At 64.7% G+C, this 22,839-nt stretch carries 19 protein-coding genes; 10 read left to right on the forward strand and 9 right to left on the reverse strand.

Features of this window, described 5'->3' with window-relative positions; all coding sequences use genetic code 11:
• Window positions 1-273 precede the first annotated feature (273 nt).
• The 3 genes from FAZ97_RS34845 to FAZ97_RS34855 all read right to left on the reverse strand — a co-directional run bounded on the left by FAZ97_RS34845 (window position 274) and on the right by FAZ97_RS34855 (window position 2,918).
• On the reverse strand, window positions 274-597 hold the full coding sequence (locus FAZ97_RS34845) for an antibiotic biosynthesis monooxygenase family protein (protein WP_158763267.1): 324 nt from the start codon (window positions 595-597) through the stop codon (window positions 274-276).
• 129 nt (window positions 598-726) lie between these two features.
• Window positions 727-2,262, reverse strand: a complete 1,536-nt coding sequence (locus FAZ97_RS34850; protein WP_158763268.1) for a methyl-accepting chemotaxis protein — start codon at window positions 2,260-2,262, stop codon at window positions 727-729.
• Between the two features lie 236 nt (window positions 2,263-2,498).
• The gene (locus FAZ97_RS34855; RefSeq protein ID WP_158763269.1) at window positions 2,499-2,918 is read right to left on the reverse strand and encodes a DUF6632 domain-containing protein; all 420 of its coding nucleotides are present in this window, start codon (window positions 2,916-2,918) and stop codon (window positions 2,499-2,501) included.
• Between the two features lie 317 nt (window positions 2,919-3,235).
• Here FAZ97_RS34855 and FAZ97_RS34860 point away from each other — a divergent pair, with 317 nt between their 5' ends.
• Entirely contained in the window at window positions 3,236-5,422 is a 2,187-nt protein-coding gene (locus FAZ97_RS34860; RefSeq protein WP_407671969.1) for a TonB-dependent receptor, read from the forward strand.
• A 25-nt stretch (window positions 5,423-5,447) separates the two neighbouring features.
• Here the strand turns inward: FAZ97_RS34860 and FAZ97_RS34865 are convergent, their stop codons facing one another.
• Genes FAZ97_RS34865 through FAZ97_RS34880 form a run of 4 tightly spaced genes read right to left on the reverse strand, consistent with a single transcriptional unit; the run spans window position 5,448 to window position 8,914 of the window.
• On the reverse strand, window positions 5,448-6,617 hold the full coding sequence (locus tag FAZ97_RS34865; protein ID WP_158763270.1) for an osmoprotectant ABC transporter ATP-binding protein OsmV: 1,170 nt from the start codon (window positions 6,615-6,617) through the stop codon (window positions 5,448-5,450).
• Window positions 6,614-7,267, reverse strand: a complete 654-nt coding sequence (locus tag FAZ97_RS34870) for an ABC transporter permease (RefSeq protein WP_158763271.1) — start codon at window positions 7,265-7,267, stop codon at window positions 6,614-6,616. The genes FAZ97_RS34865 and FAZ97_RS34870 overlap by 4 nt, the downstream gene beginning before the upstream one ends.
• A gap of 10 nt (window positions 7,268-7,277) precedes the next feature.
• Entirely contained in the window at window positions 7,278-8,198 is a 921-nt protein-coding gene (locus tag FAZ97_RS34875; RefSeq protein WP_158763417.1) for a glycine betaine ABC transporter substrate-binding protein, read from the reverse strand.
• On the reverse strand, window positions 8,198-8,914 hold the full coding sequence (locus FAZ97_RS34880; RefSeq protein ID WP_158763272.1) for an ABC transporter permease: 717 nt from the start codon (window positions 8,912-8,914) through the stop codon (window positions 8,198-8,200). Before FAZ97_RS34880 ends, FAZ97_RS34875 begins: the two co-directional genes overlap by 1 nt.
• A gap of 903 nt (window positions 8,915-9,817) precedes the next feature.
• On the opposite strand from FAZ97_RS34880, the gene FAZ97_RS34885 reads away from it, so the two are divergent.
• From FAZ97_RS34885 to FAZ97_RS34910, 6 genes are all read left to right on the forward strand, one after another.
• Complete coding sequence (locus FAZ97_RS34885) at window positions 9,818-10,846, forward strand: M23 family metallopeptidase (RefSeq protein ID WP_233271972.1); 1,029 nt, start codon at window positions 9,818-9,820, stop codon at window positions 10,844-10,846.
• A 148-nt stretch (window positions 10,847-10,994) separates the two neighbouring features.
• The gene (eat, locus tag FAZ97_RS34890; RefSeq protein WP_158763274.1) at window positions 10,995-12,404 is read left to right on the forward strand and encodes an ethanolamine permease; all 1,410 of its coding nucleotides are present in this window, start codon (window positions 10,995-10,997) and stop codon (window positions 12,402-12,404) included.
• Between the two features lie 27 nt (window positions 12,405-12,431).
• On the forward strand, window positions 12,432-13,829 hold the full coding sequence (locus tag FAZ97_RS34895) for an ethanolamine ammonia-lyase subunit EutB (RefSeq protein ID WP_158763275.1): 1,398 nt from the start codon (window positions 12,432-12,434) through the stop codon (window positions 13,827-13,829).
• Window positions 13,826-14,638 carry an ethanolamine ammonia-lyase subunit EutC gene (gene eutC, locus FAZ97_RS34900; RefSeq protein WP_158763276.1) on the forward strand — a complete coding sequence of 271 codons (813 nt, stop codon included), beginning with the start codon at window positions 13,826-13,828 and terminating at the stop codon, window positions 14,636-14,638. The genes FAZ97_RS34895 and eutC overlap by 4 nt, the downstream gene beginning before the upstream one ends.
• 229 nt (window positions 14,639-14,867) lie before the next feature.
• Complete coding sequence (locus FAZ97_RS34905) at window positions 14,868-15,911, forward strand: helix-turn-helix domain-containing protein (protein ID WP_158763277.1); 1,044 nt, start codon at window positions 14,868-14,870, stop codon at window positions 15,909-15,911.
• Between the two features lie 162 nt (window positions 15,912-16,073).
• Entirely contained in the window at window positions 16,074-16,853 is a 780-nt protein-coding gene (locus FAZ97_RS34910) for an alpha/beta fold hydrolase (protein WP_233271973.1), read from the forward strand.
• A gap of 28 nt (window positions 16,854-16,881) precedes the next feature.
• On the opposite strand, the gene FAZ97_RS34915 is transcribed toward FAZ97_RS34910, so the two are convergent.
• Both FAZ97_RS34915 and FAZ97_RS34920 read right to left on the reverse strand, forming a co-directional pair.
• The gene (locus FAZ97_RS34915; protein WP_158763279.1) at window positions 16,882-17,418 is read right to left on the reverse strand and encodes a GNAT family N-acetyltransferase; all 537 of its coding nucleotides are present in this window, start codon (window positions 17,416-17,418) and stop codon (window positions 16,882-16,884) included.
• A 16-nt stretch (window positions 17,419-17,434) separates the two neighbouring features.
• Window positions 17,435-18,007, reverse strand: a complete 573-nt coding sequence (locus FAZ97_RS34920) for a helix-turn-helix domain-containing protein (RefSeq protein WP_158763280.1) — start codon at window positions 18,005-18,007, stop codon at window positions 17,435-17,437.
• A 254-nt stretch (window positions 18,008-18,261) separates the two neighbouring features.
• Here FAZ97_RS34920 and FAZ97_RS34925 point away from each other — a divergent pair, with 254 nt between their 5' ends.
• Genes FAZ97_RS34925 through FAZ97_RS34935 form a run of 3 tightly spaced genes read left to right on the forward strand, consistent with a single transcriptional unit; the run spans window position 18,262 to window position 22,839 of the window.
• Window positions 18,262-20,805 carry an EAL domain-containing protein gene (locus FAZ97_RS34925; protein WP_158763281.1) on the forward strand — a complete coding sequence of 848 codons (2,544 nt, stop codon included), beginning with the start codon at window positions 18,262-18,264 and terminating at the stop codon, window positions 20,803-20,805.
• Between the two features lie 48 nt (window positions 20,806-20,853).
• Window positions 20,854-21,162, forward strand: a complete 309-nt coding sequence (locus FAZ97_RS34930) for a hypothetical protein (protein ID WP_158763282.1) — start codon at window positions 20,854-20,856, stop codon at window positions 21,160-21,162.
• Window positions 21,163-21,177: 15 nt separating this feature from the next.
• A complete protein-coding gene (locus tag FAZ97_RS34935) occupies window positions 21,178-22,839 on the forward strand; it encodes a methyl-accepting chemotaxis protein (RefSeq protein WP_158763283.1) in 1,662 nt (553 codons plus the stop codon).

Raw genomic sequence — 22,839 nt, forward strand, 5'->3', positions numbered from 1 at the left:
GCGCGCGCTTCCAACGCCGGTGCGCGCAAGGGCGGGGCTTCTATCAAGCAAGGTTTGGGCCTAAGCGCGCGGTACGCAGCGCACTGCAGCGGAAGGCGAGGAGGGGCGGGCGGGAAGCGCGGGGTTCAGCGGCATTTTTTACAGCCGTTGATCGCCGCTTGAATCGTGGGGCGTGATGATGCTTCGAGCGGCGGCGCGCGCTGCGAGCGTGTAGCTTTGGCGCAGCGCGTGCACAGATTTACCGATACGGTTGCGCGGCTTCGTTTGCGCCGCTTACTTCACGGTCTGCACCACTTCGAAGCCTTCGAACTCGGGATGGCTCAGGTAGACCGGACGGTTTGCGCCGCCCGCGTTGCCCGCGTTTCTGTGGGCCGCGCGAAAGGCTTCGGAGCGCGTCCAGTCTTCGAAGTGCGCGTGGCTCGCCCAGATCGTGTGGCTCGCGTAGAGCACGTGGTCTTCGCGCTGCGGGCCTTTGAGCAGATGAAATTCGATGAAGCCGGGCACTTGCTTCAAGTGCGTGTCGCGCGTGGCCCAGACTTCCTCGAATGCGGCCTCGGAGCCCGGTGCGACCTTGAAGCGGTTCATGGCGATATACATGCGGCGTTCCTCTTCGCGTACGGAAATTCGATCAAGCGCGGCGGTGGGACAGCGCGTGCGATCCTCCCCGCCGCCGCTTCGATTTCCGATTATAAGAGGCCGTGAACGTGCTCGCGCGGCGTACGTCCCTCACGCGACGCGAAACACCTGCACGGTACCGGCAAGCTTCGTGGACTGCGTGTCGAGCGCCTGCGCCGCAGCCGTCACCTGCTCGACGAGCGCCGCGTTCTGCTGCGTGACTTCGTCCATCTGCGTGACGGCGGTATCGACCTGCTCGATGCCGCTTTGCTGCTGCTCCGAGGCCGAGGCGATCTCGTTCATGATCGCGGTCACGCGTTGCACGGACGTATGCAACTCGGCCATCGTCGCGCCCGCGGTGGACACGAGTTCCGTGCCGTGCGACACGGTTGCCACCGAATTCGCAATGAGGTCCTTGATCTCCTTGGCCGCCGCGGCCGAGCGTTGCGCGAGCGAACGCACCTCGCTTGCGACCACCGCGAAGCCGCGCCCTTGTTCGCCCGCGCGCGCCGCTTCGACCGCCGCATTGAGCGCGAGGATATTGGTCTGAAACGCAATGCCTTCGATGATGGCCGTGATCTCGGAGATCTTGTGCGAGCTGCCTTCGATCTCGCTCATCGTGCTCACCACGTCCTGCACGACGTCGCTGCCGCGCGACGCGACGTTCGCCGCCGTTTGCGCGAGCGTGCTGCCCTGGCGCGCATTGTCGGTGTTCTGTTTCACCGCCGAGGTCAGTTCGTTCATGCTCGCGGCCGTTTCCTGGAGCGACGCGGCCTGCTCCTCGGTGCGCGCCGAGAGATCGATCATGCCCGCCGCGATCTGGCGCGTGGCCACCGAAACCGACTCGCTGCCCGAGCGCACCGAGCCCGTCACCGAACCCAGTTCCTTGCGGGTCTTTTCGATGCTTTCGAGCAGCAGGCCCATTTCGTCGCGCCGCTGCGCGCGCACGGTCTGGCTCAGATTGCCCGAGGAGATTTCATTGAGGCTCGTGAGCGCGTAATTGAGCGGCTCCATGATCGCGCGGCGCAGCATCACCCAGCCAAGGCCCGCGCCGAGCAGGCCGAGCGCGACCATCGCGGCGCTCACGCCCGAGAACAGATGGAAATTTGCTTCGGCCTCCTCATAACGCAATTTCGCGTTGTTGTAGAGGTGTTGCTTGACCTCGTTGTTCGCTGTGCTCATGGCACTGTAGAGGTCGGAGAGCTGCGTCATCGCGATGTTGTCGGCACTGGCCTTGTCGCCCGATTCGAGCGCTTTCGTGAAGTCCGTCACGGCGTTGCGCATGGCCGTGCGCCGCTCGGTGGTCGCCGCGATTAGCGGCAGTTCGTCGCTCTCGTGCGGCATTTGCGTGAACTTCGTCCACCACTCGTCGGAGTTCTTGAAGAAGCCGGCGGCGCGCTGCAACTGGTCGGGCACCGAGGGCGCGTCGGGGTGCAGCGCCACGCGGTCGAGCACGAGGCGCGTGCGCGCGATGTAGATTTCCGCGTTATCGATGGCCGTGGATTCGGCGAGCTTGTTGCGATAGGTGTCGCGGTTGGCGCTATTGGCCTTTTCCGTGCTGATGAAGCCTAGAACGCCGGAAACCGTGAGCAGAAGGGCGAGAAGCGCGAACGTAAGGGCGATGCGCGCTCGAATGGTGAGTGTCATGCGTCTGTACCGTTTTGACCAAGGGCAACGCAAGCGGGGCGGCCCATCCGTGCAGGCTGCCGCCAACGGGCGTCACCTTACATATCGACAGCTAGAGGCCTGGATTTAGGGTGAACCCGAACATTTTTAAGTTACTACAGAATTCGCGTGGATTGTAATTGTTACCGAATGAGCGTCTGGATGGCATTTTTTCGGGGCTAGGTGCACGCGCGGAGCACACCAGGTCAAGCGCTACGTTAATTCGTCCGCAAGCTCGGCTGGGGCGGCACGCCTGCGCCTGCTTGCGCGCGGCGCGGCGTAAGCGCGGCCAGCACGGCGGCGACGATGAAGAGAGCGGGCACGTCGCCGATCAGATGGCCGAGATGGCCGGGCGACATCAGCGACTGGACCGTCATGATCGCGCCGTGCACGACGCTCGACCACACCGTGAACCAGATCAGGCTCAAATGCTCGAGCGGACGGCGCGCCGCGCGCATGAGAAACACGCCCAGCGTGGCGTAGATGCCGACGATCATCAGCGGGTAGTCCGAGTGGCCCGAGTGCCAGGCCCAGCCGGACGGCCAAAGCACCATCAGCGGATAGAGGGCGAAGGTGGCAATCGCGCCGACCGCGTAGAGGGCGATGGAGAGGCTTTTGAGCCGGGTCGAGTCGTCCATGGCGCACCCCCGTTGTGTCCGTCTGACAGTATGGGGAATATGCGCGCACGCGTTGTCTCGTGCAAGTCCCTTGCAATGAACGCGACAGTTCGCGCGACTTGCCGGCGTGTTGAGTGATGTTTGCCATAGATTCGCGCGTGCGGTATGGAAGAGCCCTGAAAGCCACTCGTCAAAATTTCCTTCACACTGAGTAATGTTATAACGTAACATTCGCGTCGAGCTGCAGCCACAACCTGCGCGGCGAACGTCCACCTTGGGCCCCGGACGTTCGCCGCCCACCACTCCAACGACACAAACAAGAAAACATCGTGGCGAACATCCCTTTTACTTCCTTGTCCGCGCTGCTGGCGGGGCTGCGCTTCGCGCGCGTGCTGCCGCTGGCTCCCTTGCCGCTCGCGCTTTGCGGTGCGCTCGCGCATGCCCAATCGCCGGGTACGAACGCTGCCGACGCAGCGGCTGGCGACACACAGCCGCGCGTCGCTACGTCGGGCGTCGCTACGTCGGGCGTCGCTACGTCGGGCGTCGCTGCGTCAGATCTAGCGACGCTTGCGCCCGTGTTCATCACCGCGAATCCGCTCGGCAACACCGACCTCACGACGCCTTCCACCGCGCTCTACGGCGACGCGCTCGTCCTGCGCCGCGCCAACTCGCTCGGCGAAACGCTCAACGGCCTGCCGGGCGTTTCCACGACGACCTACGGGCCGCTCGTCGGGCGGCCGATCATTCGGGGCATGGACGGCGACCGCATCCGCCTGCTGCAAAACGGCGTGGCTGCGTTCGACGCCTCGTCGCTCTCGTACGATCACGCCGTGCCGCAAGACCCGCTTTCGATCGAGCGCGTCGAGATCGTGCGCGGGCCGGCCGCGCTGCTGTACGGCGGCAACGCGATTGGCGGCGTGGTGAATACGATCGACAACCGCATTCCGCGCGAGCCGGTCGAGGGCGTGACAGGCGTCGTGGATGCCAGCTACGGCGGCGCGAACGACGCCCGTGCCGGTGCAGCCCAGGTCGAGGGCGGCAACGGCGGCTTCGCCTTCCACGTGGACGCGTTCGATCGCGACACGAGTAACCAGCGCATTCCCGGCTACGCGCACTCGGCGCAGCAGCGCGCGCTCGATGGCCCCGACGCCGCCGAGCCCTACGGCAGCATCCCGAATAGCGACGGCCGCTGGCACGGCGGCGCGGTCGGCTCCTCGTACACCTGGGCCGACGGTTACGCGGGCATCTCGTACAACGGCTTCGACGCGAACTACGGTTCCGTGGCCGAAGACGACGTGCGCCTGCGCATGCATCAGGACCACGTGGCACTCGCCTCCGAAGTGCGCAACCTGCAAGGGCCGATCAGCCAGCTCAAGTTCGACTTCGGTTATACGGACTACGAACATCGCGAGATCGACAACGGCGAAACGAGCACGACGTTCCGCAATCACGGTTACGAAGCGCGGCTCGAGGCGCGCCACGCGAAGCTCGGGCCGCTGGAGGGCGCGTTTGGCGTGCAAGTGAGCCAGAACACGTTCTCGGCATTGGGCGATGAGGCGCTCGTGCCGACGACGCAAACCACCAATGTCGCGCTGTTCGGTCTGGAAGAGTGGAATGTGACGCCGGCGCTCAAGCTGAGTCTGGGCGGGCGCATCGAACATGTGAAGCTCGATCCGGTGGCGGGCGAAGACGGCACGAAGTTCGCAGGCGCCCAATCGCGCGACTTCAACGCGGGCAGCCTCTCGGCGGGCGCGCTCTACAAGCTCACGCCGGTATGGTCGGTGGTGGGCAACGTGGCATACACCGAGCGCGCACCGACCTTCTATGAGCTATACGCGAATGGTCCGCACGACGCGACCGGCCAATATCTGATCGGCAATCCCGACGCGCAGAAGGAAAAGGCCATTTCCACGGATCTTTCGCTGCGCTACGCGAGCGGCCCGAACAAGGCGAGCGCGGGCGTGTTCTACAGCCGCTTTCGCAATTACCTCACGGAGTACAACACGGGCCGCCTCGTGAACGACGACGACACGCCCGTGCCCGCCGGCACCGCGGATGCGCTCAACGAGGCCGTGTATCGCGGTGTGCCCGCGGAGTTCTATGGCGTGGAACTGGAAGGCCGCTGGCGGGTGCTCGAGCGCGGCGCGCATCGCCTCGACGTGGGCTTGACCGCCGACTACACGCACGCGCGCAACGCGGACACGGGCGCGCCGCTGCCGCGCATTGCGCCGCTGCGCGCGACGCTAAACGCCGATTACGGCTACGGCCCGTTCGGCGCGCACGCCGAACTCGTGCACGCGTGGGCGCAGCATCGCGTGCCAGAAGACGATTTGCCGACCGCAGGCTACACCACGTTAGCGCTGGCGCTCACCTACAAATTCCATGTGGGCGCAACGAACTGGCTCGCATACGTGCGCGGCGACAATCTCACGAATCAGGACGTGCGTTATGCGAGTTCCGTGGTGCGAGACATCGCGCCCGAAGGTGGGCGCAGCGTCATGGTCGGATTGCGCACCACGTTCTAGCGCGCGTTTTCGCATGACCCGCCGCTCACACGGCGGCAGCCACCGGCCGCACCGCCGCGCCCGGCGGCTGACCGGTTTGCTGCCGCGAGCGGCCCGAGCTCAGATAGTCGGCGATCGAATCCTGCGTGATCTCGCCCACATAGGCGCCTTCGGCGTCGAGCACCGGCATCCACGAGGCGCGGAACTGGTACATCTTCGAGAGCACGATGCGCAGGTTGTCGTCGAAGGAAACCGTGGCCGGGAAGGGCGTGACGCGCTCGCCGCACACGCCTTCGGCGCCGCGCGCGGCACGCCGCGCCACGAAGCCGAGCGCATGCTGGGCTTCGTCGAGCACGGTGAGGTAGCGGCAATCGGCTTCGTCCATCACGGCGAACGCGTGCGCGAGCGGCGTGTTCATGCGTGCGGTTTCCGGCTGCGTCGCCGCGTCACCGGCCTTCACGAGCAACAGACGCTTGAGCGTGCTGTCCTGGCCCACGAACTGCGCGACGAAGTCGTCGTGCGGGCGCGCGAGCAAGGTATCGGGATGGTCGTATTGCACGAGCTTGCCGCGCCGGAACACGGCGATGCGGTCGCCTAGCTTGATTGCCTCGTCGATATCGTGACTCACCATGATGACGGTCTTCTTCAGTTGCCGTTGCATCTGGAAGAACTCGTTCTGGATGGCTTCGCGATTGATCGGATCGACAGCGCCAAATGGTTCGTCCATGAGCAGCACGGGCGGGTCGGCGGCCAGCGCGCGAATCACGCCGATGCGCTGCTGCTGCCCGCCCGACAGCTCGCGCGGATAGCGCTTCAAATACAGCTTCGGGTCGAGCGCGACCATCGACATCAGCTCCGCCGCGCGCCCGGCGCAGCGTTTCTTGTCCCAGCCGAGCAGGCGCGGCACGACCGTGATGTTCTCTTCGATCGTCATGTTCGGAAAGAGTCCGATCTGCTGGATCACGTAGCCAATGCGGCGGCGCAGATCCACTTCGTTCAAGCCGGTGGTGTCCTCGCCGTTGATCAGCACGCGGCCCGAGGTCGGCTCGATCAGCCGGTTGATCATCTTGAGCGTGGTGGTCTTGCCGCAGCCCGAGGGGCCGAGGAACACGCAGATCTCGCCTTCGGCCACCGAAAGGCTCACCGAATCGACGGCGCGCACGGCCTGGCCGTCTTTCTGCGTGAAAGTCTTCGTGAGTTGGTCGAGTTCGATCATGTCTTCTGTACTCCTTTCGGTGTCAAGGCGCGCTGCAGCATCTGCAACAGCAAGTCGGCGACGATCGCGAGCACGCTCACGAGCACCGCGCCCACGAGCAGCTTCATCATGCTGCTCTGGCCAATGGCGCGAATGATCAGCGTGCCGAGTCCGCCCGCGCCGATCACGGCGGCAATGGTCATCACGCCAATGTTCATCACGACCGCCGTGCGCACGCCCGCGAGAATCACGGGCACGGCCAGCGGCAAATCGACGAGACGCAGACGCTGCCACGACGTCATGCCAATGCCGGTGCCCGCTTCCTTGATGCCCGCGTCCACGTTGCGCAGCGCGAGGTAGGTGTTGCGCATGATGGGCAGCAGCGAATAGAGGAACACCGCCGTGATGGCCGGCACCGCGCCGATGCCCTGCCCGAAGCGCGAGAACACGGGAATCATGAGGCCGAAGAGCGCGATGGAAGGCAGCGTGAGGATGATGGTCGCAAGGCCCAGCAGCGGCGCGGCGAGCCAGTCGTGGCGGCTGATGAGTACGCCGAGCGGCACGCCCGCAACAATCGCGCAACCCACGGCAATGCCCACGAGATAGAGATGCTGCAGCGTGAGTTGCAGCAGTTCGGGCCAGCTCGAAGCGAGATAGTCGAATACGTTCATGCGGCCTCCTTCAAGGGAGCGAATGCGTGCGCAGGAAATCCGCCGCCACTGCCTGAGCGGATTTGCCGTCGAGGTCCACGGATTTGTTCATGTCCTGCATCACGTCGTTGTTGAGGGCGGCGGAAAGCGCGTTGAGCTGCGCGGCCAGCTTGGGATTGCGCTCCAGCACTTCCTTGCGTACCACGGGCGTGGCGTTGTACGGCGGGAAGAAATGCTTGTCGTCTTCGAGCGGGACGATGCCGAAGCCTTTCACGCGGCCATCCGTGGTGTAGACGAGGCCGATCTTCAACTGGTTGTTGTGCAGCGCCGTGTAGACGAGGCCGGGGTCCATCTGCTTCATCTGCGAGCGGCGGAAGCTCATGTCATAGGTGGCGAGCAGGGGCTTGAGGCCGTCCGGGCGATTCGCAAACTCGGCGTCCATGCCGAACACGTAGCGTCTGGCGTCGGGGTCGGTCTTCAACCGTTGCGAAAGCTGCGAGACCGTGGTGATGCCCGTTTCCTCGGCGAATTTGCTTGGCAGACCTAATGCATAGGTGTCGTTGAGCGGCGAGGCGTTGAGCCAGACGAGGCCGCGCGGCGCATCGAGCGCCTTCACGCGTTCGTACATCGCTTCGGGCGAGAGCTTTTCGGTCAGCTTGTCGTAGACGAGTGCCGCCGTGCCGGTGTAGTCCCACACGAGATCGAACTGCCCGTTCTCCAGCGCGCTGCGCATGAGCGTGCTGCCGAGGCCCGAGCGCACCTCCACGCTATAGCCGCGCGAACGCAGGTATTGCGCCGTGACTTCGGCGAGCACATATTGCTCGGTGAAGTTCTTCGCGCCCAATACGAGCTTCGGCTGCGCGAAAACGGGCGTGCTGGTGGCAACGAGCGCGGTGCCGATCAGGCAGGCCTGAACGAAGCGGCGCAGGCGTTTGAAGGGTGACGTGAGCATCATGCGAGCCCTCCATGACGCGAGAGCCACTGATGGCTGCCGGCGGCCACCACGCCGTCGAGCACGAGCGCAAGCGCGGCGGTGAACGCGGCGCCGAGCAGCAGCAAGGGCTGGTCGTTCAGATAGATGCCGGGGAAAATGAGCGAGCCGAGACTGTCCGCGCCGATCAGATAAGCCAGCGGCGCCGTGCCCACGTTGATGGCGAGCGCAGTGCGCACGCCGCCCACAATAATGGGCAGCGCATTGGGCAATTCCACGCGCGTGAGCGACTGCCAGCCCGTCATGCCGATGCCGCGCGCCGCTTCGCGCAGCGCGCCGGGTACGTTTTTCACGCCTTCGTAGGTATTGCGCGTGATGGGCAGCAGCGATGCGAGAAAGAGCGCGACGATCGCGGGAATGTCGCCGATGCCAAACACGCCGAGCGCAATGGCCAGTACCGCGAGTGAGGGAATCGTGTTGCCCACGTTGAAGATCTGCATGAAGCGTTCGGCCTGGCGCGCGAAGCGCGGCCGGCTCAGCAGCACGCCGGCGGGCACGCCGACCACGATGGCGAGCGCCATCGAATAGCCGACGAGCAACAGATGCCGCCCGGTGTAGTAGGCAAGGTCGCCGGCGTGGCTGTGCCACGTATCGGCGCCGATGGCGCGCGAGAGCGCCCACGCAATGACGGCAAGGGCGATCAGGCTGCCCGCGAGCAGGGCAGAGCGTCGAGTCATGAAGGTACGCCTCCTTGTTCTTGTGCCGCGCGGCGCAACGCTGCGCAGCGGGGACGCCCATGAGGATGGCTCAAGGCGCCGCGAAGGAAGTTCGTGATCCCGGCATGGCCGCGATTGGAACCGACGAAAAACTACCGACAAAATGCGGACGAAAACGAGTCCGCCCGCGCACGATGCCCACGTGGCGGCAGTCGCATGAACGCGCGCTTCGCGTTCTTCTGGTTGTCATGTTCAGCTCAACGGCGCCGAGCAGATCGATGCGCGCTGGAGCAGGAAACCGCCTGAAGGCGGCATGGATGCGAAGGCCTGGAGGCGCTACGCGAGGGCCGGAGGCCCGTTTGAATGGCGCTTGCGACACAGCGGTCCTTTAGCATGGACCTTGTGCCTCAACGCACACGAGAACGACTTCGTTGTGATCGAAACAAGATCAGTATAGAGCATTCGATTAGGTGCGTCTACCTTGGGGAGCGATCGCGGCTTGACACAAAACAGGCGTGATTGGATTCGGTATGTCATTTCGGGAAATTAATCAGGTATCCGGATGAAAATGTTTAGGTAGCATTTCCCGTTTTATAAAAGTGTCAGAAACTCGCGTACAGGTACGCATTTTCTGCACGCTGACGTTAAGCAAGTGGCGTTCCCGGCAGTCGTCGCATGGCGAAGCGGAAGAATGTTCCGCTCTTTGATCTGTCTTAAGTTTCGTTTAAGAAAGGCCCTTTATTTTGAATCGCTTCGCATCATCGATGCTCGCCGATTCAACGAAGCGGCCATCGACCTCACTTCCGAATTCACTTCGAGAAGCGCGGCGCTCGCTCGTGTTTCTCCGCTCTGAAATCCGTCATTCGATTCATGGCTTTTCGTGCAATAGCGGCCTCCCCGGGCTTCGCGGGGAAACTCATCGTTGTGTCCGCAATCGGTTTGACGAGCGCCGCGTGGCTCGCGCATCAACACGCAGACGTCGCGACCGACGATCCGCTATCCGGCGCGACGACAGTGACGCCCGCGGCCTCGGCGCAGGGTGCGGCGTCTGAGGCGGTGGCCAATGCAGCGCCCGCGAGCGAAAGCGCACCGGCGTTTCGCGTGGAGACCGCGGTGGTCGAGCACAGCTTCTCGGAGGCCGCCCAGCGTCTCGGCCTGGACGCGGCGACGACGGCCCGTCTGACGCGCGCATTCTCTGGCCGGCTCGATTTCCGGCGCGATCTGCAGCGCGGCAGCGAAATCCGCTTCGTGTTCCGCAACGATGCGGATAGTGCGAACGGTGCGAACGTCGTGAACGCGGCAAAAGATTCAAACGATGCGAGCGCCTCGAACGCCGGCGCGACGCAAGACGCACAATCTTCCCCCGACACCCCCGTTGCGATCCGCATTTCGAACGGCAACGTCTCGCACGATCTCTTTCTCTATCGGAACCTCGCGGGCAAGGCGTTCTATTATTCCGCCGATGGTCACGCGGCCATGCCGTCGTTCCTGCGCTACCCCGTGACGTTCACGCGCGTGTCTTCGCATTTTTCGCTGCGAAGGCTCGATCCCGTCACGCACCGCATTCAGCCGCACGAAGGCGTCGATCTCGCGGCGCCGGTGGGCACGCCGGTTCACGCGACCGCGCGCGGTACGGTGATGTTCGCGGGCTGGCAAACGGGCTATGGCAAGGTCGTGAAGCTCGACAACTTCGGCCCTTACTCCACGACCTTCGCGCATCTCTCGCGCTTTGCGAATCACTTGAAGGTCGGGCAGACGGTGACCAAAGGGCAGGTAATCGGCTATGTGGGCGCGACGGGCTGGGCGACCGGTCCGCATCTGCACTACGAGGTGCACGTGGATCAGGTCGCGCAGGATCCGCTCACCGTCGACCTGCCGCATCGCGACCCCTTGCAGGGCGAGGACAAGCAGCGCTTCGCGCAGCAGGTCGCGCTGATGGACCCGTTGCTTTAGGCGTGACGCGCGAAAGGTTGCCGCAAGGAAGCGCGCAGCCACGATTTGCCGATTTTCGATAACACGTCGATTAATGACCCAATAGCATGGTTCCACGCATCCGTGGCGGCCTGGGCTGGCCGCCCGGGCCATCCACAGGGAGAGAACCATGCAACGCGAGTCGAACGCACGCCCCGCAGCGGGCGGCAAGGCCGGCGCGCCCGCGCTGAATCAAACGCTCGGCACGTGGCAGTTGTGGGGCATCGCAGTCGGCCTCGTGATCTCGGGCGAGTACTTTGGCTGGAGCTACGGCTGGGCCAGCGCCGGCACGCTCGGCTTCGTCGTCACGGCCTTGTTCGTCGCGGCGATGTACACCACGTTCATCTTCAGCTTCACTGAACTCACCACCTCCATTCCGCATGCGGGCGGGCCATTCGCCTATGCCCGGCGCGCGTTCGGTCCGACAGGCGGGTATCTGGCGGGCGCGGCCACGCTCGTCGAATTCGTGTTCGCGCCGCCCGCCATCGCGCTCGCGATCGGCGCGTACCTGCATGTGCAGTTCCCCGGGCTCGAGCCGAAGCACGCGGCCATGGGCGCGTATCTCGTGTTCATGGCGCTCAATATCGTGGGCGTGCAGATCGCCGCGACGTTCGAATTGATCGTCACACTGCTCGCCATTTTCGAATTGCTCGTGTTCATGGGCGTGGTGTCGCCGGGGTTTGCCTGGTCCAACTTCATGAAGGGCGGCTGGTCCGGTAACGACCACTTCTCGCTCGGGTCGTTCAACGGCATGTTCGCCGCGATTCCGTTCGCCATCTGGTTTTTCCTTGCGATCGAAGGCGTCGCCATGGCCGCAGAAGAAGCGAAGAACCCGCGCCGCTCGATTCCCATCGCCTATGTGGCGGGCATCCTCACGCTCGTCGCGCTGGCCGTGGGCGTGATGGTGTTCGCGGGCGGCGCGGGTGACTGGACCAAGCTCGCCAACATCAACGATCCGCTGCCGCAGGCCATGAAGTTCATCGTAGGCGAGCACAGCGGCTGGATGCACATGCTCGTCTGGCTTGGCCTCTTCGGGCTCGTTGCCTCGTTTCACGGCATCATTCTCGGCTATTCGCGGCAGATCTTCGCGCTCGCCCGCGAAGGCTATCTGCCCGCGTGGCTCGCGAAGATCCACCCGCGCTTCAAGACGCCGTATCGCGCGATTCTCGCAGGCGGCGTGGTGGGCATCGCCGCGATCTACAGCGACGAGCTGATCCAGTTCGGCGGCCAGACGCTCACGGCCAACATCGTCACGATGTCGGTGTTCGGCGCGATCGTGATGTACATTGTCAGCATGGCGGCGCTCTTCAAGCTGCGCCGCATGCAGCCGGCCATGGACCGGCCGTTCCGCGCGCCGCTGTACCCGTACTTCCCGGCGTTTGCGCTCGTGGCCGCGGTCGTTTGCCTTGGCACGATGGTGTATTTCAATGCGCTGGTCGCGGGAGTGTTCGTCGTGTTTCTCGCGCTCGGCTATGGCTATTTCCTCGCCACGCGCAGCCAGCGCGACGCCATGCCAGGTGAAGCGCTGCTCGAGGAGTGAGCCGCGAGATTTGCAGGAGTCCATCACATGAACTATACGGAGACGATCGGCGCGCGCACCTACCGCTTCGCGGACCTCAAGACGCTGCTCGCGAAGGCAAGCCCGCTGCGCTCCGGCGACCAGCTCGCCGGCGTGGCGGCGGCGAGCGAAGAGGAGCGCGTGGCCGCGAAAATGGCGCTGGCGGCGGTGCCGCTGAAGGCGTTTCTCTCGGAGGCGCTGGTCCCCTACGAGGACGATGAGGTCACACGCCTCATCGTCGACGATCACGACGCGGCTGCGTTTGCGACTGTTGCGCACCTCACCGTGGGCGACTTTCGCGACTGGCTGCTTTCCGGCGCTGCGAATACCGAAGCGCTCGAGCGCCTGGCGCCAGGCCTCACGCCCGAGATGGTCGCAGCCGTGTCGAAGCTCATGCGCAATCAGGACCTGATCGCGGTGGCCAAAAAGCGCCCCGTGATCACGCGCTTTCGCAACACGGTAGGGTTGCCGGGCCGCATGTCGGTGCGCCTGCAGCCGAACCATCCCACCGACGACGTGAAGGGCATCGCCGCCTCGATGCTCGACGGTCTGATGTACGGCTGCGGCGACGCGATGATCGGCATCAACCCGGCAACGGACAGCCTGGCGGCCATCGTGAAGCTGCTGGCGATGATCGACGGTTTTCGCGAGCGTTACCGCGTGCCTACGCAGTCCTGTGTGCTCACGCACGTGACGAACACGATTGCGGCGATCGAAAAGGGCGCGCCCGTCGACCTCGTGTTTCAATCGATCGCGGGTACCGAAAAAGCGAATGCGAGCTTCGGTATTTCGCTCGCGCTCCTGAAAGAGGCGCGCGAGGCCGCGCTGTCGCTCAAGCGCGGCACGGTCGGCAACAACCTCATGTACTTCGAGACAGGCCAGGGCAGCGCACTCTCGGCGAACGCGCATTACGGCGTGGACCAGCAAACGTGCGAGGTGCGCGCCTATGCGGTTGCGCGCAAGTTCGAGCCGTTTCTGGTGAATACGGTGGTGGGCTTCATCGGCCCCGAGTATTTGTACGACGGAAAGCAGATCATCCGTGCGGGCCTGGAAGATCACTTCTGCGGCAAGCTGCTGGGCGTGCCAATGGGCTGCGACATTTGCTACACGAATCACGCCGAAGCCGACCAGGACGACATGGACGCGCTGCTCACGCTGCTGGGCGCGGCGGGCATCAATTTCATCATGGGCATTCCAGGCGCTGACGACGTCATGCTCAACTACCAGAGCACTTCGTTTCACGACGCGCTCTACGTGCGCGACCTGCTCGGCCTGCGCCGCGCGCCGGAGTTCGAGGAGTGGCTGGAGACGATGGAGATCGTCGACTCGAAAGGCGCGCTCCTGCCCGGCTCGGCGCGCGTGCCGTTGCTTGCGGGCGCGCACGAATGGATGGGGATCGACGCATGAGCGACGCCGTCGAAAAGAACCCCTGGGGCGGACTGAAGGCATTCACGAACGCGCGCATTGCGCTCGGGCGCGCGGGCAACGGCCTGCCCACCGCGCCGCTGCTCGCGTTCAATCTCTCGCACGCGCAGGCGCGCGACGCCGTGCATCAGCCGCTCGACGCCGAAGCCCTGCGGCGCACGCTCGAAGCGCAAGGGTTCGCAACGCTCGGTGTGGAAAGTGCGGCGCCGGACAGGGAGCATTATTTGCGCAGGCCAGACCTGGGGCGGCGCTTGTCGGAGGCGAGCCGGGCCGCGTTGGCCGGTTCTGCCGGTAGTGGGGGGGCGGCCGCGGCCGCCTCGAACGGCGAACCGCCCGAAGTCGTGTTCGTGATCGGCGACGGCCTTTCGGCATTCGCTGCGGCGAAGCAGGCCGTTCCGCTGCTGCTCGCCGTGCGTGCGCGTCTCACGGACTGGCGCATCGGTCCCGTGGTCGTTGCACGTCAGGCGCGCGTTGCGCTCGGCGACGAGATTGGCGAACTTCTGGGCGCGAAGCTCGTTGCGATGCTCATAGGCGAGCGGCCCGGACTCAGCTCGCCCGACAGCCTCGGCGTTTATCTGACCTACGCGCCGAAAGTGGGTTGCCATGATGCACAGCGCAACTGCATTTCGAACGTGCGGCCCGAAGGCCTGCCCTACGAGGCGGCCGCTCACAAGCTGCATTACCTCCTCACGCACGCGCGGCGGCTCGGGCTGACCGGCGTCGGACTCAAGGACGATAGCGACGCTACGTTGCCCGGCAGTGCGGGGGCAAGTCAGCTTGGTTCGGCGTGAGCTCACGTGAGTCCTGCCATCCGGCTCGCCGCAGTGTTGCGTGAGCACGGACGCACCGCGCCGGTGCGCATTGCCGCCTGTGCCGTGATTGAGCACTCCGGTGACAGCCCATTGCGCCGCTGTGGAGCAGCTCGCCGTATGGCTTGGCCTTTTGGCATAGTGTTCGGGCTGGCGCGACTCTTGCATCATTCGTCTATCGATTGATGCAAGTGCGTGCTGGGAGGCAACCATGAACGAATTGGCTGAGCGGACCGAAGCCACGGCCGAGGAAACGCAGCGCAACGCGCTGGGTGCAGTGGCGCCCGCAGGCCGGGCGGTGGTCAGCGTCGCGCACGACGCCGACGAGCAGGCGCGCAATCTCGTGGGCTGGCGTCAGACCTACGACCAGCTCGCTGCGGGCCGTTTTGTCGGCACCCTCACCGAGTTGCCGCTCGACACCATGAAGGTGTTCCGCGAGACCACGAGCCACACGCTGCGGCAAGCGTGCGAAGTGCGCGGCGATGCCTGGTGGTTTGGCATTCCCGTCGCGCGCGAAGGCCAGGCGCGCATCGACGCGCAGCCTATCGGCGCGAACGCACTCGCGCTGCGTCCAGGCAACGTCGAGTTCGAACTGCTCACGCCGGCGCAATTCTCGATTTACGGCGTAGTCGTGCGCGGCGACGTGCTGCGCCGCTATGCGGCTTCGGTCGAACACATCTCGCTTGACGAGCGTCTGCCGGGAACGCCCATCGTGCATGCTGACGCCGCACGTATCGATCGCCTTTGCTCGCTGCTCGCAAGGCGTCTTGACGACGGCGGACACCCGCACGTAAATCCGCATGCGCACGCGCCGAACGGACCGCTCGCGGAGTTCGAACGCAACGAAATCCAGGCCGAAGTGTTAGCCGCGCTGTTCGACGCCTGCTCGACCGGCCGCGAGCCGTTCGTCGAGCCCGCCTCGCGGCGCCGCTGGATCGTCTCACAGGCGCGCGACTATGTGCTCGCGCATCGCACTCGGCCAGTTGGCGTGCCGGAGCTTTGCGAGCAGTTGCATGTGAGCCGCCGTACGCTTCAGTACTGTTTTCAGGACGTGCTCGGCATGGCGCCTGCCACCTACCTGCGCGCGCTGCGCCTGAACGGCGCCCGGCGCGATCTGTGCGGGCGCGCAGCTGGCTCGGTGCAGGACGTCGCAGCCGCCTGGGGCTTCTGGCATCTGAGTCAGTTCGCCACCGACTACCGGCGCATGTTCGGCATGCGGCCTTCGGAGGCATTGCGCGCGGTGGCAACGCCTTGAATGTGCGAGCCGTTTTGAAGTCCTGCGGTTGCTGATACTGGTCAAGCCGCGATGTCATCTGAATTCGACATCGGTAAATTTCGGGTTGAATATTCGGATGTTCGGCATGCATGCAATGCCGTCGTTATCCGCATACGCCAGTATCGACTTCCAGAAGGGAATATGAATTCATTCACTATCGACGATAGCGGGAACGTCCTTCGCTACTTCGATTTATATTCCGCCACAAGCCCCTTCGCTCCGCTTCTGTTTATCCATGGTTTGGGATGTGCTTCCAGCAGCGACTATCCGCCGGTGGCCGCCTCGAATTCATACTCAAAAAGCAGATCGATCCTCATCGATCTCATCGGAGCGGGGTTCAGCGACAAACCCGAACACGGAAAATTTGCCTCGGAATATCAGGCGACTACGCTGTCCAGCTTCATTGCTGGCGAGCACTTGTCGCAGGTGAATCTGTTCGGTCATAGCGCGGGAGCGTTCATCGCCCTGAAGCTGGCGAAATGCCTGCCGATCCCGGTGAGCACCCTGATCTTGTGTGCGCCCGGTCTGAACGATTACGGCAAGGCGATGCTGTCGGAAATCATATCGATGACCGAAGCACAGTTCATCGACGTTGGTTTTTCACAGCTGCTGGCGCAGTTGAAAGCGGCGGGCGGCAACGACGCCTGGTTGGGTCCGTTTTCCGTCGCATCACCTCGCGCCATTTACCAGTGGGCAAGCTCCGCGCTGGACGATAACGCGCAAAACTGGCTTGAAGATCTCGCCAGGCTGAATTCGAAAAAAGGGGTGATCCTTTCAGATACGGCTGCAAGCGAAATTGCGAAATACGAGCAAGCGGGCTGCATCGTTGAACTCGTTGGCAACACCGAACATATGATGGCGTACGACAATCCGGATGGTTTGGCGCTCGCCATCGGCAATATCCTTAAACGGGGTGCCTGACGAACCGGCGTCTCCACGCCCTGGCGGATTATTGGCTCGCCAGTTGCTTGTGATAGAACGTGGTGCCGCAATAGGTGCCGTCCGGCATGAGCGCGTAATTCGGCACGGCGCCCACACGCTCCCATCCTGCGCGCGCATAGAGCCCTTCGGCCGCGCCTCCCGTCACGGTGTCGAGCACCAGCACCGATTTGCCGGCGTCCCGTGCCGCCGCATCGATCGCCGCCATGAGGCGCAGCCCGACGCCGTGCCTGCGGGCGTCGCGATGCACCAGCACCTTGGCGACATCGGCGCGATGCGGCTGGTTCTCCGGTTGTGCGGTCACGAGTTGAGCTGTGCCCACAATGCGCTGCCGTGCGTCCTCGGCGGCGAGCAGAATGCGTTCGCCGCGCGCCACGCCTTGCGCGACCTCGTGCCAGAACGCGAGCGCCGTATCGTGTGAAATGGGCAGCATGAAGCTCACCGAGGCGCCTCCTTCCACGCAATCGATAAGCACTTGCGCGAGCGCGGGCGCACTGGCGCGCGCTTGTTCGGCGGTGAGGCAACGTATCTTGATGGTTTCGCTCATAGGTATTCGAACCCGGTCAGTTAGTGGTCCTGCATAGCGCGACGACGTAGCGCGCCGGTTCACACATGGGATTGCGATAGACAATAGGGCCGTCGAGGCGCATCGCGAGGCAGTCGCCGGTTTCGAGCCGCCACACGCGCTCGCCAACGGTCATCTCCATCACGCCTTCCATCACCCAAACCTGCTGATGAATTTCCGCGTCGCGCAAGCTTGTGTCATAGGCCACGCGCTGGGCGGGCGGGAAGTGCACTTCCACGAGCTGGATGGGCGACCATGCGGGCGGCGATAGATTGCGCCGTACGTAGCCCGATTCGGGATCGGTCCACACCGCCTGGTCGCCTGCTGCGGCGTGTGGGGATGGGGCCTGCTGCGCTTCGTTGCCCGGCGCCTCGAAGAGCGAGGCAAGCGATACGCCGAGTGCGGTGGCGAGCTTGTCGAGCACGATGGCGGTGGGGCTGCTTTCGCCGCGTTCGATGAGCGAGATGTTCGAACGGCTGACCGAACTGCGCTCGGCCAGCGCTTCGAGCGACCAGCCTTTGGTGTCGCGCAGTTCGCGCAGGCGGCGAGCGATGTTTGCGTGGATATCCATGACATCCAGTTTAATGGATTTAATTGTCCAGTAAACTAGATTGTGTGATTCCACATATAAAAGTTTATGCGCATCAAGTTTGTCGCAGCCGCGCGACACGTGATGCAGCCCTGATATTCGTGTCAGCGGATGCGCAAACGTTTGCGCCACCTCGGGTGATCAAAACCTTGATTTCCGTCAATTGAAGGCCACCCGCCCACTGTTAGCTTGCCGCTATCTCACAAAGACAATCGCAGTGCGGTTCGGGGCGCAACATGCATCACCACACGCTGGACCTGGAAATCGGGCAGCTTCTTTCGGGGCCGCCGCTTGCCTGCGGGCCCGACGTGCCGATTCGCGAAGCGGCGCGCATGATGAGCGAGCGGCGCTATAGCGCCATCGTGATCACCGAAATGGGGCGGCCCGTCGGCATCTGGACCGAGCACGACGCGCTTGCGCTGGGCGAAGACGCCGCCGCGCTGGCGCTGCCCATTCGTCATGCGATGAGCCATCCGGTGCGCGCGCTGCCTGCGAACACGCGCCTGCGCGACGCCGCGCTGCGCTTCAAGCGCGACGGCATCCGCCATTGTCTGGTGGTGGATCAGGCAGGGCGCTCGCTCGGCATCGTCACGCAAACCGACCTGGTCATGAACCAGGGGCTCGAATGCTTTCTGCGGCTGAAGACCGTTGGCTCGGTCAACGCCGCGATGCCGCTCGTGGTCGACGCACGCATGTCCATGCACGAGGCCATGCAGCGTATGCGTGCGCGGCGCTTGAGCGCACTGGTCGTGAGCTATCCCGAAGGCGACTACGGCATCGTGACCGAGCGCGACGTGGTGCGCTGCGCGGGGGCCGGCGCGCTCGACGGCATGGTCGGCGCGCGCGCAAGCCGGCCGCTGCGCTCGCTCGCGCATTCGCAAAGCCTCTACGCTGCGCGCCAGTATCTCGTCGCGCACCGCATGCGCCACGTGGGGGTGATCGGCGAAGACGGGAGTCTCGCGGGCCTGCTCGACCTCTCGCATATCCTGCACGATATCGAAGACGGTTTCGTGCGCGAACTGCAGATGGCGCTGCGCGAGCGCGACGACGCGCTGCTCGCTTCGCGCGCGAACTTGCGACTGGCTGACCAGGTGGTGGAGTCGACGCTGGACGGCGTGATGATCACCGACCTCGACGGCACGATCGAACGCGTGAATCCGGCTTTTACGCGGCTCACGGGCTATACGGAGCACGAGGCGCTAGGGCGCAATGCGAGCCTGCTCAACTCGGGGCGCCAGGGTCCGGCGTTCTATAGCGCGCTGTGGCGCAGCCTTCAGCAAAACGGCCACTGGAAAGGCGAAATCTGGAACCGTCGCAAGGACGGCGCGCTTTACCTGGAATACCTGACGATTTCCAGCATCTGCGACCCCGGCGGGCGCTGCACGCATTACGCCGCGATCTTCGCGGACATCACGCAGCGCCGCGAGACCGAGGAGCGGCTGAGCTACCTCGCGACGCACGACGCCTTGACGGGCTTGCCCAATCGCACGCTGTTCACCGAGCGTCTCACGCTTTCGCTCGCGCGCGCACGCCGTTCGGGCAAGCGCGTCGCGGTGATGTTCCTCGACCTCGACCGCTTCAAGCTCATTAACGACACGATGGGCCACAGTGTGGGCGACGAGGCGCTCACTGTGATCGCCACGCGTCTGCGCGAAGCGGTGCGCGAGACCGACACGGTGGCGCGCCTGGGCGGCGATGAGTTCACGCTGCTGATCGAGGATATCGAAGACATTCGCCACGTGGGGCAGATCGCTCAGGGGTTGCTCGCGCGCGTAGGCGCGGCGATGCACATTGGCGAGCACCTGCTGTTCGTCACGCCGAGCATCGGCATCAGCATGTATCCCGACGACGCGCGCGATCCGCGCCAACTGCTCATGCAGGCCGACCGCGCGATGTACGAGGCCAAGGACGCGGGCAAGAACAACTTCCGCTTCTTCGCCGCCCCGATGACGTCTTCGGCCATGGAGCGCATTGTGCTCGAAAGCGAGCTTCACCATGCGCTGGAAGCCGGCGAACTCGTGCTCCACTATCAGCCCGAATTCGATGTGGCGAGCGGGGCGCTCGTCAATATCGAGGCGCTCGTGCGCTGGCAGCACCCGCGGCGCGGCCTCGTGCCGCCCGATCAGTTCATTCCGATTGCCGAGGAATCCTCATTGATCGTTCCGCTCGGCGCATGGGTGTTGCGCGAGGCCTGCAGCCAGGCGCGCGAGTGGCTCGATCAAGGCTTCGACTTCGGCCGCATCAGCGTGAATCTTTCGGCCCGGCAATGTCTGCACGATGGTTTCCTGCATCAGCTCACGACGATACTCAGCGAGACAGGCTTGCCGGCCACACGCCTGCAGCTCGAACTCGTGGAGAGCATGGCGATGACGTCGGGGCGGGGCGGTATCGAGGCGTTGCTGCAGGAGCTCGCTGCGCGTGGCATCAGCCTCGCGATCGACGACTTCGGCACGGGCTATTCGTCTTTCAAGTATCTGCAGTCCTTACCGGTCGACACGCTCAAGGTGGACCGTTCGTTCCTCGCGGACCTGGCCGAGCCGGAGCCGGACATGTCGCCGCGTGTGAAGAAAAGCGCCGCGCGCGACCGCTCGATCGTGCGCGCGATCGTCGCGATGGCGCGCTCGCTCGGTGTCACGGTGGTGGCCGAGGGCGTCGAGACGCCGCGGCAACTCGAGTTCCTGCGCGAGATCGGCTGCGACCGCGCGCAGGGTTTTCTGCTTGCGCGTCCCGCGCCCGCCGAATTGATGCCGCGCGCGCTCGAAATGTGCGTGGCCGGTTGAAGGCTGCCGTTTCTATTCCCCCTTTGGCCGTTGTATCTGGAGAATTCAGTGAGCACCAGTGACGAGATGTTGTTGAAATCGATGACCGCGCTAGTGAGCGCGCATGGCAAGGCCATCTCGCGCTTCGGCGCGAGCGTGGTGGTGATGACGAAGTTCGTGGAGGCGGTGTTGCCGCAACTGTCGACTGCGCAGGTCGAGCGCACGATGCTCGCGTTTCGCGCGCAGCTCGGCGAAGCGATGGCCGTGGCCGACGACGTGCTGCTGCCCGGCGAATACCGCGCCACGCTGATCGAACAGGCGAATATGCTGCTGGCGCGCATGGGCGGCGACGCCGTCCCAACCACGTCGAGGCACTAAAGCGGGAAGAAGGCAATGCGTAATCTGACGATTCGAACCGGGCTGTTGCTCGTGCTTTGCACGTTCGCGGCGATGCTGGTGGTTGGCGCTGCGGTAGGTGTCCTGATGATCGGCCGCGCCGACAACTCGGCGCGTTTCATCCATGAAGTCGCGCGCCAGGACGCGCTCGCGCTCGCCTTGCGGGAGGACGCGGCGCTTGCGCAAACGGCGCTGGCGCGCGCATACCAGGCGGCGAAGGAAACGGGCGACGCGGCCGCGCGTGTGCAAGCGCAACAGCGGGCGCAGCAGGACGCGCGCGATCGCCTCGATCAGGCCGCGAAGCATGGCGCCGCGCTGCGCGCGAGCGCACCGTTCGACGCCGCGGCAGCCCAGCAGCGCGACGCCTTGCTCACTACGTGGAGCGCGCTCGCGGATGCGCTGCAGCGCGCGGCCGCGGCGCTCGCAGCGGGCGACACGTCAACGTACGCCACGCTCGCCGCCGCAGACGTCGCCAACGCGAATACGTCGTTTTCTGCGAGCGTGGTCGCGTTGCGCGCGAACGCGGATGCCGTCACGCGCGCGACGCTCGACCAGGGCGAGCGCGAGCACGACTGGGTGATGGCGATGGTGGCGGTGGGCTTGTCGGGTGCGCTGGCGCTCGTCGTCGCAACGCATATGGCGCTGCGACGCCTCGTGACGGCTCCGCTCAAAGAGGCGGTGGAAGTGCTGAACCAGATCGCCGCGAACGATCTCTCGGTCCCGATAGAAGGTGGCGGGCGCAACGAAATCGGCCAGTTGCTAGGCGCCATGCGGCGCATGCAAGGCGGCCTGAGCCACACGGTGCGCAGCGTGCGCACGAGTTGCGACGCGATCAATACGGGCGCGCGCGAGATCGCGGCGGGCAACCTCGATTTGTCGAGCCGCACGGAGCAGCAGTCGGCGTCGCTGGAGCAGACGGCGTCGAGCATGGAGCAGCTCACGTCGAGCGTGCGTCAGAACGCGCAGCACGCGAACGCCGCGAGCGCGCTCGCCACCGGCGCGGCGGATGTCGCGCAGCGCGGCGGACGCGTGGTCGAGCAGGTGATCGAAACGATGGAGGAGATCAGCCGCAGCTCGGGCAAGATCGCGGACATCACGGGCATCATCGACGGCATTGCGTTTCAGACCAATATCCTCGCGCTCAACGCTTCGGTCGAGGCCGCGCGCGCGGGCGAGCAGGGGCGCGGCTTTGCCGTCGTCGCGGGCGAGGTGCGCATGCTCGCGCAGCGCAGCGCCGCGGCGGCGCGCGAAATCAAGTCGCTGATCGACGCTTCGGTGCATGACGTGCGCAATGGCCGCTCGCTCGTGGGCGAAGCGGGCGCGACGATGGCGGAGATCGTCGCTTCGGTGGACAAGGTGTCGGGTCTCATGAAGGAGATCGCCTCGGCTACCGTGGAGCAGAGTGCCGGTATCGAGCAGGTCGAGACGGCGGTGAGCCAGATGGATCAGGTCACGCAGCAGAATGCGGCGCTCGTGGAAGAGGCGGCGGCCGCCGCCGAGTCGCTCGAGCAGCAGGCGAGCCAGATGGCCGAGGCCGTGGCCACGTTCCGCGTGAGCGAGGCGGCGGACCTGCCGTTGCAGGCGCAGTGGGCCGCACAGCCGGTTGTCGCGCAAGAGGAAAGCGCGCTGGCCGTACACGCACTGCCTGTGGCCGCATAA

The sequence above is a fragment of the Paraburkholderia acidiphila genome (genome assembly GCF_009789655.1).
GTDB lineage: Bacteria > Pseudomonadota > Gammaproteobacteria > Burkholderiales > Burkholderiaceae > Paraburkholderia > Paraburkholderia acidiphila.

Excerpts from the sequence above, each read along its gene's own strand:
- FAZ97_RS34845 (WP_158763267.1), bottom strand. The coding sequence starts at position 597 with ATGTATATCGCCATGAACCGCTTCAAGGTCGCACCGGGCTCCGAGGCC.
- FAZ97_RS34850 (WP_158763268.1), bottom strand. The coding sequence starts at position 2,262 with ATGACACTCACCATTCGAGCGCGCATCGCCCTTACGTTCGCGCTTCTC.
- FAZ97_RS34855 (WP_158763269.1), bottom strand. The coding sequence starts at position 2,918 with ATGGACGACTCGACCCGGCTCAAAAGCCTCTCCATCGCCCTCTACGCG.
- FAZ97_RS34865 (WP_158763270.1), bottom strand. The coding sequence starts at position 6,617 with ATGATCGAACTCGACCAACTCACGAAGACTTTCACGCAGAAAGACGGC.
- FAZ97_RS34870 (WP_158763271.1), bottom strand. The coding sequence starts at position 7,267 with ATGAACGTATTCGACTATCTCGCTTCGAGCTGGCCCGAACTGCTGCAA.
- FAZ97_RS34875 (WP_158763417.1), bottom strand. The coding sequence starts at position 8,198 with ATGCTCACGTCACCCTTCAAACGCCTGCGCCGCTTCGTTCAGGCCTGC.
- FAZ97_RS34880 (WP_158763272.1), bottom strand. The coding sequence starts at position 8,914 with ATGACTCGACGCTCTGCCCTGCTCGCGGGCAGCCTGATCGCCCTTGCC.
- eat (WP_158763274.1), top strand. The coding sequence starts at position 10,995 with ATGCAACGCGAGTCGAACGCACGCCCCGCAGCGGGCGGCAAGGCCGGC.
- FAZ97_RS34895 (WP_158763275.1), top strand. The coding sequence starts at position 12,432 with ATGAACTATACGGAGACGATCGGCGCGCGCACCTACCGCTTCGCGGAC.
- eutC (WP_158763276.1), top strand. The coding sequence starts at position 13,826 with ATGAGCGACGCCGTCGAAAAGAACCCCTGGGGCGGACTGAAGGCATTC.
- FAZ97_RS34905 (WP_158763277.1), top strand. The coding sequence starts at position 14,868 with ATGAACGAATTGGCTGAGCGGACCGAAGCCACGGCCGAGGAAACGCAG.
- FAZ97_RS34910 (WP_233271973.1), top strand. The coding sequence starts at position 16,074 with ATGAATTCATTCACTATCGACGATAGCGGGAACGTCCTTCGCTACTTC.
- FAZ97_RS34915 (WP_158763279.1), bottom strand. The coding sequence starts at position 17,418 with ATGAGCGAAACCATCAAGATACGTTGCCTCACCGCCGAACAAGCGCGC.
- FAZ97_RS34920 (WP_158763280.1), bottom strand. The coding sequence starts at position 18,007 with ATGGATATCCACGCAAACATCGCTCGCCGCCTGCGCGAACTGCGCGAC.
- FAZ97_RS34925 (WP_158763281.1), top strand. The coding sequence starts at position 18,262 with ATGCATCACCACACGCTGGACCTGGAAATCGGGCAGCTTCTTTCGGGG.
- FAZ97_RS34935 (WP_158763283.1), top strand. The coding sequence starts at position 21,178 with ATGCGTAATCTGACGATTCGAACCGGGCTGTTGCTCGTGCTTTGCACG.